Source organism: Amycolatopsis sp. WAC 01416, assembly GCF_003947485.1.
GTDB lineage: Bacteria > Actinomycetota > Actinomycetes > Mycobacteriales > Pseudonocardiaceae > Amycolatopsis.
Map to the genome: position 1 here is coordinate 322,598 of NZ_QHHX01000004.1, position 16,041 is coordinate 338,638.

Consider the following 16,041-nt stretch of genomic DNA (forward strand, 5'->3'; position numbering starts at 1 on the left):
GCGGATGGCGGTATCGCGTGATCGGACGGACGACACACGTGTCGGGACGGACGACACGCGTGATTGGACGGACGACTCGAGGCGGAGCACGGCCGCGCGCGTGTCGTCCGTCCAATCACGTGTGTCGTCCGTCGGATCACGTGTGCCGTCCGTTCAATCACGCGAAACCGTCGATTCGGTACTGGCCGCGGCCAGGTCGCTCACGGGTTGCAGCGGGCGCCGCGGATCGCGACCGGTTCGGTGGTGTAGATGTGGCGGCCGTCGGTCGCCCTGAGCTGGAAGCAGTACCGGCGCGCGGGGTCGACCGGGACGTCGAGGCTGCGCTGGCGGTGGGCGACGAGCTGTTTCGTCTCGATCCGCTCGCCCGCCATGATCACGACGAAGTCCAGTTCGCCTTCCGCGGTCCAGGTCAGCTGCACGTGATCGCTCTGGTCCTTCGGCGGCGCGAGGGCCAGCTTCACGTCCGGCGCCGGCGCGGAAACCGGTGAGGGCGGCGGGATCGCGGCCGCCACGGGGACGGCCTGCCCGCCGATCTCCGCCGGGTCGAGGACCAGCGGCACCACGGCCAGCCCGGCGGCGAGCACGCCCGCGCCCGCCAGCGCGACGGTCTTCCAAGGGAGCTTGCGTTCGGTTTTGAGCGGACCGCTGAACTCCCGGATCAGGGTGCGGCCACCCGGCGGCGGCGCCTGCACCACCTGGACCGGCGCCGGAGCCGCGTGCACCGGCGCGGCGACGGGCCGGTGCGCCTCGGCGAAGTCGTCGAATTCGACGTCGACAGGTTCTTCTTCGCTTGGCACGTCGAAGGATTCCCCGGTGACGACCTCGCCGCCGGGCGAGCGCAGCTTCGTGAACAGCCGTGCCAGCGACGCGACGTCGCGCGGGCGGTCGGCCGGCTCCTTGGCCAGCAACCGGAGGATCGTCGCGGAGAGTTCCCTAGGGACGCCCGTCTCCTTGATCGGCGCCACCGGTTCCCGCAGCACCTGGAGGATCCGCTCGCCGGGCTGCTGCCCGGTGTACCGGGGAAAGGGCGGCGTTCCGGTCAGCGCGGCGTAGAGCACCGCGCCGAGTCCATAAAGGTCGGACGCGGGGGAAAGTGTGTCGTCGCGCAGGGTTTCCGGCGCGGTGTACTCGACCGCGTACATCGGATCGCGCGGGAATCGCCGCCGCAGAGCCACGCCGAAGTCGGCGAGCACGAATTCGCCGGACGCGCGATACAGCACGTTGTGCGGGCTCACCCCGCCGTGCAGGACGTCCGCTCCGTGCGCCGCGGCGAGTGCCGACGCGATCGAGGCGCCGAGGGCGAGCACGTCGGGAACACCCAGCCGCGCACCGGAATCCAGCAGACCGGCGAGTGAACCGGGACACAGTTCGCGGCGGATACCGGACCGGCCCGACCGGGTCAGGACCTCGTCGATCTGCAGGACCGAACGCGTCGCCCGTACGGCGGTCAGCGCCTTCCGCTCGCGCTCGAGCCACGCGGAGGTCTCGCGGTCGAAGGTGCCGGGGAACATCTTGACCGCGAAGTCGTTGCCCGTGACGGGATCCCGGCCCGCGTAGACGGTGGCGATGGGACCCTGGGCGAGTAGCCGCGGTCCGCCGACGCCTGTCTCGATGCTCATGACCCCATTGTCGCGCAAGAAGCCCGATTCGGCGTACTTTCCCGGCGGCAGGTTCCTGCCGCCGGGGCCCGGTGGCCCGTCCGCTGGCCGACCCTTCTCCCATGCAGACTGCCGGCCTGGTCAGGGTCACCATCACCACTCCGCACCGGCGCATCGACATGGCGCTGCCGGAACACGCGTCCGTCGCCGAAATCCTCCCCGGCCTGCTCGCGCGGGCGGGCGAGGGGATGGCCGACGACGGGGTCGCCGGCGGCGGCTGGCAGTTGCGCCGCGCCGACGGATCCGCCTTCGATCCGGACCGGACGCTGGGCGCGCACCGGGTCCGGGACGGGGAGATCCTCCATCTGACGCCGCGCCGCGCCGAATGGCCGGAGCTCGAGTACGACGACCTCGTGGACGCGATCGCCACCGGATCGGGCGGCCGGGCCTGGGGGCCGCGGCATACGCGCCGTGCGGGGCTGGCGGCCGGTGCCGCGGCCGCCCTGTTCGGGTTGGTCGCGGTGGTGCGCGCGGGACCGCCGTGGACGACGCCGGCGGCGTGGGCCCTCGCGGTTTCCGCGCTGCTCCTGACCGCGGGTGTCCTGCTCGCGCGGGCACTGCGTGACGCCGGGGCAGGGGCGGTCGTCGCCGCCGTCGCGCTGCCGTTCGCCTTCGCCGGCGGCGGCCTGTTGCTGGCGGGCGACGACCCGATCGGCGCGTTGTCCGCCGGTCATCTGCTGCTGGCAAGCGCGGCGCTGCTGCTCACGGCCGTCGTCGGCCGGCTCGGGGTGGTCGCCGCGCCGGAACTGTTCACCGGGGCGGCCACCGTCGGGCTGCTCGGGGTGCTCGGCGGCTGGCTGGCCACCTTCGACGATCTGGCAGGCTACCGGTCGGCGGCGGTGATCGGCGGCGGCGTGCTCATGCTCTCGACCACGTTCGCTCCGCTGGCGCTGCGGCTCGGCCGGGTGCCGATGCCGGTGCTGCCGCGGTCGACCGCGGACCTCGTCCGCGACGATCCCCAGCCACCACTCGAACTCGTGCACGCCGCCGTGGCCAGAGCGGACGCGTTGCTCACCGGGATGCTGGGCGGTGCGGCGATCGTCGTCATGTACTGCCAAATGCAGCTGATCCGCAGCGACAGCGAGGCCGCGGTCGTCCTCGTCGCCCTGCTCGCGGCCGGGTTCCTGGTGCGGGCTCGGTTGTACCCGATCCTGCGGCAGCGGGTGCCGCTACTGGTGACCGGGATCTTCGGCGCCGGATGCCTGCTGGCGGGGCCGCTCATGGCGGATCGCTCGCTGCTGCTCGTCCTCGCCGGTCCGCTGTCACTGGCGGTGGCCGCGGGCGTGATCGCCTCCGGCGTCGTGTTGAGCACCCGCGCCGCCAACCCGTACCTCGGCAGGATCGCCGAGTACTTCGAGATCCTGGTGACGATCGCCGTCGTCCCGGTGGCGTGTTCGGTGCTCGGCCTGTACGGCTACGTGCGCGGACTGGGGGGCTGAAACCATGGCGTCCAAACGAGATCAACTGCAGGCGTACCAATTCCTGGTGCAGCGAGCCATTTCCGCGCTTGTGACCAGGGAGACCGACCCGGAGCAGCCGCCGTTCCGCCGTCCGTCCGGTGCCGCCTTCGCCGGTGTCGCGCTGGCGATCGTGGCGCTGGCCTGCGTCGGGGTCTACGGGATGATCGTGCCCGGCGGCAACAACGCCTGGCGCAAGAACGCCGCCGTCATCGTGGAGAAGGAGAGCGGGACCCGCTACGTCTACCTCGGTGAACGGCTGCATCCCGTCGCCAACTACGCGTCCGCGCTGCTGCTGCTCGGGGAACACGGCACGACGGAACGGGTTTCGCGCGACTCGCTCGCCGGAGTCCCGCGAGGGCCCCGCATCGGCATCGCCGACGCACCGGACGGCTTGCCCGGCCCCGGAAAGCTGCTCACCGGATCGTGGTCGCTGTGCTCAGCGCCCGCGAGCGACCTGGCGGGCAGCCGGATCGAGGAGTCGGTGCTGCTGGCGGGCGCCTCGCCTTCGGGCGGCGCGGCGCTGGGGGACCAGGCGCTGCTGGTGGAATCGACGTCGACCGGCGACCGGTTCGTCGTATGGCGCGGGCACCGGCACCGGATCAACGACTACGGCGCCGTCGGCACCGGACTAGCGCTCACCGCCGAGCCGTGGGCGCGGGTCGGCCGGGCGTGGCTCGACGTACTCCCGGAAGGCACGCCGATCGGCCCGCTCCCGGTGGCGGCGGCGGGCGAGGTGTCCACCGCGGTGCCGGGCCGGACCGACATCCGGAACGGGATGCTGCTGATGGTGCAGACCTCCGGCGGCGGACAGCAGCACTACCTCGCCGAACGGGACGCCCTGCGGCCCATCACCGAACTGCAGTACGACGTCCAGCGCGCGAGCGCCCAGATGATGGCCGCCTATCCCGGCACGGAGCCGAAAACCGTGCCGCTGCCGCCTTCGCTGGCGACCATGTCCCGGCAACTGGACCCGGTCCAGGCCGAAGCGGGCTCGGCACCCGCCACCCGTCCGGCCATCGCGCGCCTGCGCGACCAGGACACCACCGTGTGCGCCACCTTCGGCGACGGTTCCACTGCCCCTTCGCTGACCGTCGATCCCACGCTGCCGCCCGCGGATCCGATGTCGACCACCGCCCGCCGGACCGCGTCCGGGACCCCGCTCGCGGACCGCGTCCACGTGCCGCCCGGCAGCGCGATCGTCGTCGAGGCGATGCCTTCGGCGCAGGCTCCCGCCGGGACGCTGACGGTCGTGACCGACTTGGGGCGCCGCTATCCGCTGGCTTCACCCGACGTGCTGAAGATGCTTGGCTACCCGTCGGCACGTCCGGTGCGGCTCCCCGCCGGCCTGGTCGCGCGACTGCCCGAAGGCCCGAGCCTCGATCCCGCCGCCGCCCGGCGCCAGACCCTGGGCGGCTGAGGCCCTGAGCGTCCACAAGGGACATCTTCTGTCTACTGGGGGTAAGGCGAAGGTGGCGGGTTGCGAAAGCCACTTTGGCAACGTTCAACGTTGCGAAAGTGGCTTTCGCAGCGTCGGGTGGAGGGGTGCGGTGGCGATGAAGGGGGCTTTGCTACTGCGGTGCCTTCGCGGAACTCGTGGTTGGGTTGTGTTGCGAAAGCCACTTTGGCAACGTTCAACGTTGCGAAAGTGGCTTTCGCAGCGTCGGGTGGAGGGGTGCGGTGGCGATGAAGGGGCCTTTGCTACTGCGGTGGCTTCGCGGAACTCGTGGTTGGGTTGTGTTGCGAAAGCCACTTTGGCAACGTTCAACGTTGCGAAAGTGGCTTTCGCAGCGTCGGGTGGAGGGGTGCGGTGGCGATGAAGGGGCCTTTGCTACTGCGGTGGCTTCGCGGAACTCGTGGTTGGGTTGTGTTGCGAAAGCCACTTTGGCAACGTTCAACGTTGCGAAAGTGGCTTTCGCAGCGTCGGGTGGAGGGGTGCGGTGGCGATGAAGGGGGCTTTGCTACTGCGGTGGCTTCGCGGAACTCGTGGTTGGGTTGTGTTGCGAAAGCCACTTTGGCAACGTTCAACGTTGCGAAAGTGGCTTTCGCAACGTCGGGTGCAGGGGTGCGGTAGTGAAGAAGGGCGCCTTCGCTACTCCGGTGCCTTCGCTGAACTCAGGGCCGAGACGCGTCGCGAAAGCCACTTTCGCGACGCCTGCGGTCCCGGAAGTGGCTTTCGCGACACCTGGGTGCCCACGGCCGCGAGCGACTCCCCGCGACCCGACACTTTTGCCCTACCCCTCGATAACCCTTTTTCTCACTCACGACCCCACGCGCGAACTCGCGTGCTTGGAGGCGGAACTCGCGCACCGCGGGTGCGGCCAAGAAACGCCAGGCGTCATCGACACCTGGCGGTCCGGTCACTCCCTGGAGAGCAGGAAGATCTGTTCTGGAGGTTCGATGACGGCCGGTTCGGCGGCCACCGCCGCCGCGCGGCCCGGACGCCAGCCGCGTCTGCGTCCCCGCGGCCGGAGCACCGCCACCAGGAGCGCGAGCACCATCGCGACGCCCGCGACGACGGTGAGCCATTTCGCCGCCGTCGCGCTGTTCTCACGGGCCGCGGCGCGATCGAGCTGTCCCTGGTCCGGTGGGGTGGGAACGAGGGCAGGCAACGCTCCAGGGGCGTCGGTGTCCATGCTGTCGGTCACCGCCCGGTAAGGGTCGACCACACCGGCCCCGAACGCCTGACTGTGCAGACCGCCGCGCGCCGGGTTCGCGGTCGCCATCAAGCGGCGCGCCACTTCCGGAGCGGTCAGCCGCGGCCAAGCCGACCGGACCAGTGCCGCGGTGCCGGAAACGAACGGCGCGGCGTAGCTGGTGCCATCGGTGTACACGTGCCCGCCCGCCCGCGTCGGAGCGAGCACCTTGGCGCCAGGGGCGACGATGTCCACGTAGCGGCCGATCTGGGAACCGGGCATCAACGCCCCGTCGATGTCGATGGCGCCGACACCGAGGACCCCGTCGTACGCGGCCGGGTAGGACGGAAGTTCGGTGGTCGATTCGCGCTGTGTGTTACCTGCCGCGGCGATCACCAACGCGTCCCTGGACACCGCGTAGGCGACCGCGTCCCGGATGACGGCGAAGTCGTCTTGACCGGCAAGGGAAAGATTGATCACCTTTGCCCCCTGATCCGTCGCGTAGCGGATGCCGTTGGCCACGACCTGCGGATCGATCCGGAGCGATCCGCCCCGGTCGTCGAAGTCGCGGTCACTGATCCGTACCGGGAGGATCTCCGCGTCCGGGGCCACCCCGTGGAAACCGATACCGGCCGCCGGATCGGCGGCGAAGACGCCGGCGACGCCGGTGCCGTGCGACACACAGTCGAACGCTCCGGGAAGGGAGCCCGCCTGATGGAAGTCGCGGCCGGCGCGGACCTTGCCCGGCCTGGCGAGCTGTGGGTGATCGGCGTCGACGCCGGAGTCGACCACCGCGACCAGGACCCCGGAACCCTTGCTGTACGGCCACACCCGTTGTGGGCTCAGCAATTGCTGGGCCCACGGTTGTGCTCGTACGGGGGGCCGCGCCGGGTCCGGATCGTGGCAGACGCCGGGCGGCGGCGCCGCGTGCGCCATCCCCCCGCCGCTGAGGGCCTGAACGGCCGCCGCGGCCATCACGGCGGCGACGGCGGACATCCGGAGTCGTCTCATGAGGCAATCGTCCGGGCGGATACCGCTCGGAGACAGGTTCGTGGCCGCAACCGGCCACCCGAACGACGACGGCCGAGGGCGACGGGCGTTTCCGGTGCCCCGTCGTCCCTCGGCCGTCGCCGATCCCGATCAGCTCATCACGTGGTGTGCCACAACTCCTTGTCGAGGAGTTGCACCGAGGTGGACTCCGATTCGCCGGTGCGCGGGCGTTTCGGTTGCCGGCGGCCGAAAGCCTGATCTCCGCTGCCGGAACGGCCGCGGAGTTCGGCAGGCACGCCCTCGGTTCCCTCGGCCGTCTTCCTCGACGAGCCGGCGCGGCCGGTCGGCTGGTTCGCGGCCCCGGGCTGGAGGGTTCCGGGAGGGGAAGCGTGACCGGAGGCGGGCGGCATCATCGGTGGTGTGCCGCCACCGGTGGCCGGTTTGGCGGTCGCGCCGGTGTTCGTCCCGGCCGCGGTGGGGGCACCTTCGGCGATGCTCTGCGCGGCGCGTTTCGACACGGCCGCTTTCGACATCGGCAGGCCGCCGGCGCCCGTCCCGGCGGCGCCGAGCAGGCCGAGCCCCGAAGCGACCGGCGCGCCGGAGACCGGCGGCAGGCCCGCGCCGGGAAGACCGGCGGGCAGACCGGGGTTGACCGGTGGCACGGTGGACGTGAGTCCTGCCAGGGACGGGCCGCCGTCCGCGGACCAGCCGGGAATATTCTGGCCCAGCGCCGACGAATCGAGTCCCGTCGCCCCGCCGGAACCGCCTGAGGTCAGCGACGAGCTGAGGTCCTGCAGCTCCTGCAGCGTCGTCATCCCGGCGGTGGCCGCCTTGAGCACATCGGTCGGAGAGTTGCCCTCCGCGGAAACCTGCTGCGCGGGCAGCACTTCGGCCGGGTTCCGCACGCCGGACGCGGCGACCACCTGTCCGATCGACATGTCGAATTCGGCGGCGAGCGTGTTCATCGCGGTGGCCGACAACTGCTGGAAGCCCGCCGCGGCCGCGGCGCCGAGGCCGACCGGGATCCCGATCGCCGCGAGGTAGCTGCTGTAGAAACCGGCGACGGCCGCGGCGGTCGCCGGGATCGAGGTGGCGAGCGTGTTCAGCGCCGCGGCGGGCTGCGCCGCGTCGATCCGCTCGCCCCACATCTTCAGCTCGGCAAGGGTCCGCTGGGTCTTCTCCTCCATCGCCCGGCCGTTCTCGTCCGTCCACTGTGGAGAAAGCTCGGCCACTCTGGTGTGCAACTCCACCTGGGCTGCGTCGATCCAGCCGCGCACTTCTGTCCACATCCGTGCCGCGTCGGTGAGCACCGAGATGTTGCCGTTTTCGGCCTTGATCATCTCCACGTGCATCTCGATGGGCAGCATGTTGTAGGGGATCACGGTTCGCTCCTCAGACCGAGTCGGGCTGGACGGTGGACGGCTGCGCGGCCGCGCCGGTGTCATCGGTGGCACCGGCGGCGGAGTCCGCCTGGTTGAGCGAGCTCGCGGTCTGCTTGAGGATCGACATCCCCTGGTTCGCGACCTTGACCGTCGCGCTCGCCAGTTCCAGCGCGCTGGCCACCTCGGCGGCGGAGTAGGCGCTCGCGGCCGCGCCGACCTTTCCCGAGTAGGTCACCATCTCCTCGGTCATCTTGGTCAGCAGCGCGAGCATGCTCGCGGTCGCCGCCTTGTCCAGCAAGGACATCGCGACGCCCTCGAACAAACCGGCCAGGCTGGGCATCGTGCCCAGCCGTTGCATCAGTGACGGTGGCATCGTGGGCGCGGTGAGATGCTGGGAGAACGCACTCATCGCGACGGGATCGCCGTTGATCTCTGTTCCGGGCATGTGCCCCTCCTCAGTGTCCGGAGCGGAATTTCGCCGCGTTGTCCTGTTGGTTCACTTGCCACAGCTCCTCGTCGAGCAGCTGCACCGTGTTGCTCTCCGGGTCCCACTGGCGTTGCGGCGCGGCGGGCGGCGACTTCCGTTTCCCGTTGACCGCCCGCCCGAGCAGCGGCACCCCCGGCGTTCCCGCGGGTTTGCCGCGTTGCCGTCCGACGGGTCGTTCCGCGTCGCCGGGTTTGATGCCGCCGTTCTCACCTTTCCCGGCCCCGTTGTTCGGCATCATCGGCGGTGGCATCCCGCCCGCGCCTGCCGCACCCGCGGCGGAGGCCGAACCGCGGCCCAGTCCGGACACCATCGGTGCGGCACCCGCGTTCAGCCCGGCTCCTGGCATCGAGCTGCCCGGGCCGGGGATCGCTCCGGCACCACCGCCCACACCGGTTCCGCCGCCCGCACCGGCACCGCCCGTACCGGAAAGCCCCGCGGTGTCCGGCATCCCGGCCAGCGAGGGAAGGCCGGACGTGCCGCCGTCGGCGTAACCGGCGTAATCCGCATAGTCGCCCAGTTTCGATGGGTCGATGCCGGAAAGGTCGGGGAGCTCGGGAGTTCCGGCGCCCGATCCGCCGAGCAGTTGCTCGGCCGCCGACAACGCGTCACTCAGCGCGCTGAGGGTTTCCGTGGCGTCTTCCACCGGGCTGCTGGTGGGATTCTGTTCGCTCGGCTGCTCGGGCGTCGTGGGGTCCGGTGTTCCCGGATCCTCCCCGGGAAGGTCGCCGGCGTTCGGCGTACCGGAGCCGTTGCCGAGCCCGGAATCCTGGTTGTAGCCCGGTCCCGAGCCGAGCTGGGTCGGCCCGTTCCAGGGACGGCCCCGGGCGGCGAGCATGGCGTGCCCGGTGAACACGTATTGCTTCGCGACCTGGTTCAGCCGTCCGCCTACCTCCGCCCGGGCCAGTTCGGCTTCCTTCGTTCGCTCGTCCGGGTCGGTCTTGGCGTTCACCCTCCCGATCCACGCGTTCATGATCGACCGGGTCGCATCCATCTCGGCCTGCAGCGCGTCCATCTTCAGGAAGAGGGCGGATTCGGTGATGCTGCCGGTGGGCCTCTTCGGCGCGTCCGCCGGTGCCGGTGCCGGTGCCTGTTCCAGCCCTCCCCAAGAACCGAGCCCTGCCTTGCTGACCTCATCCACCCAGTTGACGAACGACCGCCCCACCTCATCGTCCCAGTTGGGGCCCCGGAGATTGTTGTTGGCCGTTTGGAGCAATCCTTGGGCGTCGTCGACCCACGTCCGCGCCTGCTCCCACATGGCCTTGGCCGCGATCAGCGCGGGGTAGGTGTACTGCAGCTCCGCTTGGAACATTTTCACTTGCACGTCGAAATTGACTTTTTCGTATTCCATCGGTCAAGTCCTGTCGGGGTGTCTTGGGGCGGCATGTCCGGTCACACGAGTGGTCCCGACGGGTTCCCCAGGTACGGGATGTCCGGCGGCACCACCGCGGGGCCCGTTTCCGTCTGCGGCGGGCGGCTGGTGGCCGCCAGCACCGCCGACTGTGCCGCCTCGCCCGCGGCCCGGTAGGCGCTCGCGCTCTTGCCCGCCATGACGCCGAAGAGCTGCACGCCGGGGCCGGCCTTCTCCAGAAAGGACTTCAGCGCGTCGGTGACGAACTGATCGGCGCCGGCCAGTGCCGCACATTCCGGCATGCCACCGCATTCCTTGATCGGCTCCCGATCGATCGCCGGAGCGGGCAGGATTCTCTGCGCCTCGGTCGCGAACTTTTCCAGCGCGGGAATCCACACGTCGACCTTGCCGCCCATGAACACCTCCAGTGCCGTTCCTCGGATATTCGTGTTTTCCCAAGCCAACCAGCGACAGCGGCCGCGATGGCGGCTCCGGCAGCTTCCGGCCACGGACGGCTACACCTTGGGCGGGAGCCAGGCGAGCTGGACCAAACCCTTGTGGCCACGGCGATCCACCAGCCAGCCGCGGCCGGGCGGGAGTACCTGGGCGCGCATACCACCGAGCAGCGGACCCTCGTCCCGGTCACCGGACATCATCAGCCCGGGCGTGCCGACCTCCCGCAGCCGGGAAAGGAACGGTTCGAACAGCCCTCGGCCCGCGCCGCCGGAGCGGCGGGCGAGTACCACGTGCAGGCCGATGTCCGAGCCCTGCGCCGCCAGCGACAGCAGCGGCATCAGCGGATGCTTCTCGTGCGTGGCCACCATGTCGTAGTCGTCGACGAGCACGAAGATCTCCGGTCCGTGCCACCAGTTCCGCGCCCGTAGCTGTTCCGGCGTGACGTCCGCGCCGGGTAGCCGCTTCGCCATCGACGCGGCCACCTCGGCCAGCAGTTCGCCGCTCTGCGCGTCGTTGGTGCCGTATCCGAGCAGGTAGTCCTCGCCGACCTCGCCGAGCAGCGCGCGTCGATGATCGATCAGGATGATCCTGGCTTCGCTCGGCGTGTACGCGCCCTCGATCCGGCGCGCCAGCGCGCGCAGGAACGTCGTCTTGCCGGACTGGGTGTCGGCCAGCAGGAAGAAGTGCGGATCGGCGGTGAAGTCCAGCCGCATCGGGGAAAGGTCCTTCTCGTGGATGCCGACCGCGAGCCCGGCGTCGGCGCCGGTCAGCTCGTCGGCCTCGGGCAGCTCCTCGAACGGGAACGTTCCCGGAAGCAGCCGGACCGGCGGCGCGGACTCGCCAGGCCAGGCCGACCGGACCGCGTCGACGAGAGCGCCGATCCCACCGACCAGGTCCTCGGTACTCGCGGACCCGTCGATCCGGGGGAGCGCCACCAGCATCTGGTGCTTGCTCATCGAAATGCCCCGGCCGGGGGCGCCCGAGGGCACCCCCATGGCGGCGCGCCGGTCGATCAGCGAGTCGATCGGGTCGCCGACCTTCAGTTCCAGCTTGCTGGCGAACAGGTCCCGGACGTTCATGCGGAGGTCGAACGAACGAGCACAGCTCACCAACAGGTGCACGCCGTAGGAGAGGCCACGTGCGGCGATGTCCCCGACCGTCTCTTCCAGTTGGTCGAACTCGCTGCGCAGGGTCTGCCAGCCGTCGACGACCAGGAACACGTCGCCGTGGGGCTGGTCGGCGAACCGGCCCTCGGCACGCAGCTTGCGATAGGTGACGATGCTGTCGATCCCGTGCTCGGCGAACAGCCGTTCCCGCTGCGCCAGCACGGTGGCCACCTCGGCGACGGTACGGCGCACCGCGCCGGTGTCCAGCCGCCCGGACACCCCGGAGACATGGGGAAGGCCGGCGATCGAAGCGAGCGTGCCGCCGCCGAAGTCGAGGCAGAAGAACTGCACCTCGCGCGGGGTGTGGGTGAGCGCGAGGCTGCTGATCAGCGTGCGCAGCGTGGTGCTCTTGCCGGTCTGCGGCGCGCCGATCACCAGCACGTGCCCGGCCGCGCCGGACAGGTCGAGCCGCAGCGGATCGCGGCGCTGCTCGTACGGCCGGTCCACGATGCCGATCACCGGCCGCAGCCCGCCGGGCCGCTCGGTGGTCAGCCCGCGCACTGGGTCGGTGGTGAGCGCGGGCCGGATCGCGTCGAGCGTCGGCGACTCGTCGAGCGGCGGCAGCCACACCTGATGTGCCGGTGTGCCCTGGCCCTGCAACCGATCCACCAGGATGTCCAGCAGGGTTTCGCCGACCGCGGCGTCCTGATCCGGTTCGGGTGTCTCCGGTTCGTCGCCGGTGTCCAGCTCGGCGGCCAGATAGTGCGTGGTGTACTCGCGTAACACCAGTTGTTCTTGCGAGGTAAGGGAAGCCGCGCGTCCGGTCTGACGCTGGTAAACGCCGGAAACGTAGGCCGAGCGGAACCGGTCGAGCTGTTCGGTGCCCACTTTGAGGAAACCGTGGCCGGGCGCCCTCGGCAGCCGGAACGCGTCCGGCATGCCGAGCACCGTCCGGCTCTCCATCTCCGAGAAGGTCCGCAGCCCGATCCGGTAGGAGAGATGTCCTTCGAGGCCGCGCAGCCTGCCCTCGTCCAGTCGTTGCGAGGCGAGCAGCAGATGCACCCCGAGCGACCGGCCCAACCGGCCGATCTGGACGAACATGTCGATGAAATCCGGTTTGGCGGACAGCAATTCGGAGAACTCGTCGCAGATCACCAGCAGGGTCGGCACCTCGGGCAGCGGCGCGCCCGCCGCGCGGGCCTTCTCGTAGTCGCGGAGCGAGTCGAAGTTCCCGGCCGCGCGCAGCAGTTCCTGCCTGCGGATCAGTTCACCGTTGATGGCGTCGGTCATCCGGTCGACGAGATGCAGTTCCTCGGCGAGGTTGGTGATCACCGCGCTGGTGTGCGGCAGCGAGTCCAGCCGGGTGAAGGTGGCGCCGCCCTTGAAGTCGACCAGCGCGAAGTTCAGCGAGCTCGGTGGATGTGTCGCGGCCAGCGCCAGCACCAGCGTCCGCAGCAGTTCGGACTTGCCCGCACCGGTCGCGCCGATCAGCAGGCCGTGGGGGCCCATGCCGTCCTGCGCGGATTCCTTGAGGTCGAGCTCGATCGGTGCCCCGTCCGGGTGGATCCCGATCTTGACCCGCAGCCGGTCGCGGTTCGGCCGGGGCGTCCAGGTGTCGGCCGGATCGAACTCGTACGGGTCGCCGAGTTCGAGCAGCTCGGCGAGGCCGAGTTCGCTGGTCATCGGCGCGTCACCGCGCACGCCCGCGGTGAGCCGCAGCGGGGCGAGCTGCCGGGCGAGCCCTTCGGCGGCCACCGCGCCGAGCGCGTCCGCCTTGCCGAGCGGGATCTCGCCGTCGATCGTCTCGCTGACCAGATCGCCGTCCTCGGCCACGGCCAGCACCACGGTGGTCCGGTCCAGGGCCCTCGGCGGCATCGTGGTCAGGTCGACCACCGTCACGCCCTCGACGCCGCCGCCGGTCATCAGGTGGTCCGACCCTGCCATCGAGCCGCCGTCCAGCACGACCACGAGCTGCGGGCCGGAGACCCTGGTGTCCACCTCGGGGTCGAACCTCGGGCGCCTGGCCAGCTCCTCTTCGAGCATCGCCTCCAGGGCCGGAATCGTCGGTGCGACAAGGCGAAGCGGACCGAGCGCGTCGGTGCGTTCCGGGTGCAGCGCGTGCGGTAGCCACTTGATCCATTCCCACTCCTCGCGCTCCCGCTCGCCGACGCACACCGCGATCCGCAGGTCGTCGGGCGAGTGGAAGGTGGACAGCTGGGCAAGCATCGCGCGCAGCATGCCGAGATGCCGCGCCCGGTCACCACGCAGATAGATCCGGCTGAAGCCGTTGATCGCGATTCCCAGCGGCAGTCCGTCGACCGTCGTGTACGTGGTGATGAACCGGCGTAAAGCCAACGCGGACAACGGTTCCAGCTCTTCGAGCGGTTTGGTGTCCGGCGAGACCAGGGTGGTCGCCGGGGCCTGCGGACCGGTGCCGATCCGGGCGATGCCGAAGTCCGGGTCGTCCTTGCGCCGCTCCCACAGCCGGTAGCTGGCGGCCAGCGACCACAGCGACTCCGGATCCGGGTGCAGATACTCCATCGCGTCGCGTTGCCCGCGCACCGAGCGCCGCAGTCGCAGCCGATGCTGGGCCAGCTGGCGAAGGTACTTGCGCCGGGCATGCCCCATCTCCCGCTTGCTCGGGCCGCCGCCCTGCAGGAAACCGGTCACCACCATGCCGAGCATGCCGACGCCCATCAGGCCGTACACGACGAACCGGATCGATCCGGTCATGCTGCCGGAGAACATCAGCATCATCGCGGCCATCATGGCCACCATCGGTATCACCGTCAGCACCTGCAGCCATTGCCGCGCGGGCGGCGGCGGGATCTCCGGAGGTGCTTGCAGGATCAGCTCGCCTGCCGGCAACTCCGGGGCGGGCCTCCTGGCCGGTCTCTTCACCACGATGGTCGTCACACCGCGATCGTTCGCCGGTCATGGCGCGGGCGGGGCGTGATGGCAGGAACGTGCCGAACCCCGCCGGTCGCGCCGGTTCGCTGGCTAGCTTGAGGCTCAAGGGTCATTTCGGAAGAGAAGAGAGGGACGTATGAGCGGTCTCGTCGATATTCAGTTACCGGTCGTGCAGAACCTGGTCAACAAGACCGATGACAGCATCCAGCAACAGGTCGCCGCGCATCGCGCGCACGCCGCGCGAGATCTCGATGCCCTCAACGAGGGGCTGGGCGGAGCGGTGAAGCAGGCAGGTGTCACCGGCAACATGGGCCGCGTGGACCTCTTCACCAATCAGGTTCAGCCGTTCGCCCAGCAACTCGTCGACTCGGGGAACTCGGTCGTCAAGGTTTCGGGCGGGTTCGCGGCCGAAGCCCAACAGGCGATGATCGCCAAGGCCATCAACCCGTCTTAGCAAGGAGGTTTCCCCATGTCGATGGACGACCACTACAAGACCGTGTACCACATCGTCGGCGCGGCCCAAGACGATATGAACAGGATGGCCACCGACCTCGGCCAGGCGGCCGAGGACGATCTGAGTGCCATGCGCAACGTCGCGGGTTTCGCCTGGAACGGTAGCAACAGCGAGGAAATGAGCCTCCTGTACGCGCAGACGGCCAAGAACACCGGTTCTTACGCGGACGACGCGCACGGTACCGCCGGTTCGTACGGCAATGTCGTGAACATCGCGCAGACGTGCGAGACGCAGGTCAGCAACATCATCGGCATCTAGCGGCCGAGACGACGGAACCCCGGCGGGCCATGGCTCGCCGGGGTTTCCTTTTGGGCGGCGGGGTTCGTGCTTGGCCGGAAGCGGCCAGGCGTGCCCGGCGTCCCCGCACCCGGGTGAGACTGGCCTTACGTGTCAAGGGAGGAACCGTGGAGCCGGACATGTACGCGGACTACGAACAGCTGGCCGAAGACGTGCGGACCATGCAACGGCGCATGGCCGAGATCCGGGCCACCGCCGAATCCGACGACGGGTTGATCAGCGCGACCGTCGGTGGCGCCGGTGAACTTCTCGAACTGTCGCTCGATCCGCGCATCTACCGCACGGCCGACTCGGCCGCGCTGGCCAAGGACATCACCGACACCATCCACGAGGCGGTCGAGTCGTCGACCGAACAGGGACTGGCGATCGCGGCGGGTTTCCTGCCGCCCGGTATGGACGCCGACGCCGTCGATCTCCGGTTCGATCCGGTGCTGCGCCGGTTGGATCGGCCGGAGCGGGGCTACGGCCGATGAGCGGGATGGACGGGAACAACGATGGCAAGGTCGACATCTTCTTCCAGCCGACCCGGCAGGAGCTGACGAATCTGAGGGCCGCGGGTACCGACTTCGAGACCGAGTGGGCGAAATGCCGCAAGGCCATCGAGGACATCACCCCGCTGCTGGGTTTCGGGAAGCTGGGCGAGGCGTTCCAGGACTGCGCGGACAACACCCCCGGCCTCGTCGAGAGCGCGAACGGGGTCGACGACAACTTCGGCAACTTGGCCACCAACGCGGAGAGCGGCGTCAAGATCTACGAGAGCGCGCAGACCGAGGCGACCGACCAGCTCGGATCCTGAGCGG

At 70.0% G+C, this 16,041-nt stretch carries 13 protein-coding genes; 6 read left to right on the forward strand and 7 right to left on the reverse strand.

Annotated elements, in window-relative coordinates; translation table 11 throughout:
* Window positions 1–200 precede the first annotated feature (200 nt).
* A complete protein-coding gene (locus DL990_RS15290; RefSeq protein ID WP_125799080.1) occupies window positions 201–1,619 on the reverse strand; it encodes a protein kinase in 1,419 nt (472 codons plus the stop codon).
* Between the two features lie 101 nt (window positions 1,620–1,720).
* Between DL990_RS15290 and eccD the strand changes: the two genes are divergently transcribed.
* Together eccD and eccB are read left to right on the forward strand one after the other, a co-directional pair.
* The gene (gene eccD / locus DL990_RS15295) at window positions 1,721–3,097 is read left to right on the forward strand and encodes a type VII secretion integral membrane protein EccD (protein ID WP_125799081.1); all 1,377 of its coding nucleotides are present in this window, start codon (window positions 1,721–1,723) and stop codon (window positions 3,095–3,097) included.
* A gap of 4 nt (window positions 3,098–3,101) precedes the next feature.
* Window positions 3,102–4,535: a type VII secretion protein EccB gene (gene eccB / locus DL990_RS15300; protein WP_125786718.1), complete on the forward strand. Its 1,434-nt coding sequence runs from the start codon at window positions 3,102–3,104 to the stop codon at window positions 4,533–4,535.
* A 940-nt stretch (window positions 4,536–5,475) separates the two neighbouring features.
* Here eccB and mycP read toward each other — a convergent pair.
* From mycP to eccCa, 6 genes are all read right to left on the reverse strand, one after another.
* Window positions 5,476–6,762 (reverse strand): type VII secretion-associated serine protease mycosin, encoded by a 1,287-nt coding sequence (gene mycP / locus DL990_RS15305; protein WP_233620482.1) that lies wholly within the window; start codon window positions 6,760–6,762, stop codon window positions 5,476–5,478.
* A 137-nt stretch (window positions 6,763–6,899) separates the two neighbouring features.
* Window positions 6,900–8,123 carry a hypothetical protein gene (locus DL990_RS15310; RefSeq protein ID WP_233620483.1) on the reverse strand — a complete coding sequence of 408 codons (1,224 nt, stop codon included), beginning with the start codon at window positions 8,121–8,123 and terminating at the stop codon, window positions 6,900–6,902.
* Window positions 8,124–8,133: 10 nt separating this feature from the next.
* Window positions 8,134–8,568: a hypothetical protein gene (locus DL990_RS15315; protein ID WP_125799082.1), complete on the reverse strand. Its 435-nt coding sequence runs from the start codon at window positions 8,566–8,568 to the stop codon at window positions 8,134–8,136.
* A gap of 10 nt (window positions 8,569–8,578) precedes the next feature.
* Complete coding sequence (locus DL990_RS15320) at window positions 8,579–9,958, reverse strand: hypothetical protein (protein ID WP_125799083.1); 1,380 nt, start codon at window positions 9,956–9,958, stop codon at window positions 8,579–8,581.
* 41 nt (window positions 9,959–9,999) lie between these two features.
* Complete coding sequence (locus tag DL990_RS15325) at window positions 10,000–10,374, reverse strand: hypothetical protein (protein ID WP_125799084.1); 375 nt, start codon at window positions 10,372–10,374, stop codon at window positions 10,000–10,002.
* A gap of 99 nt (window positions 10,375–10,473) precedes the next feature.
* On the reverse strand, window positions 10,474–14,436 hold the full coding sequence (gene eccCa / locus DL990_RS15330; RefSeq protein WP_125799085.1) for a type VII secretion protein EccCa: 3,963 nt from the start codon (window positions 14,434–14,436) through the stop codon (window positions 10,474–10,476).
* A gap of 130 nt (window positions 14,437–14,566) precedes the next feature.
* Here eccCa and DL990_RS15335 point away from each other — a divergent pair, with 130 nt between their 5' ends.
* The 4 genes from DL990_RS15335 (at window position 14,567) to DL990_RS15350 (ending at window position 16,037) form a co-directional block, all read left to right on the forward strand.
* Complete coding sequence (locus DL990_RS15335; protein WP_125786713.1) at window positions 14,567–14,884, forward strand: hypothetical protein; 318 nt, start codon at window positions 14,567–14,569, stop codon at window positions 14,882–14,884.
* A gap of 15 nt (window positions 14,885–14,899) precedes the next feature.
* Entirely contained in the window at window positions 14,900–15,202 is a 303-nt protein-coding gene (locus tag DL990_RS15340) for a hypothetical protein (protein ID WP_125786712.1), read from the forward strand.
* 146 nt (window positions 15,203–15,348) lie between these two features.
* Window positions 15,349–15,714, forward strand: a complete 366-nt coding sequence (locus DL990_RS15345; RefSeq protein ID WP_233598958.1) for a YbaB/EbfC family nucleoid-associated protein — start codon at window positions 15,349–15,351, stop codon at window positions 15,712–15,714.
* A complete protein-coding gene (locus DL990_RS15350; protein WP_125786711.1) occupies window positions 15,711–16,037 on the forward strand; it encodes a hypothetical protein in 327 nt (108 codons plus the stop codon). Before DL990_RS15345 ends, DL990_RS15350 begins: the two co-directional genes overlap by 4 nt.
* Window positions 16,038–16,041: the final 4 nt, after the last annotated feature.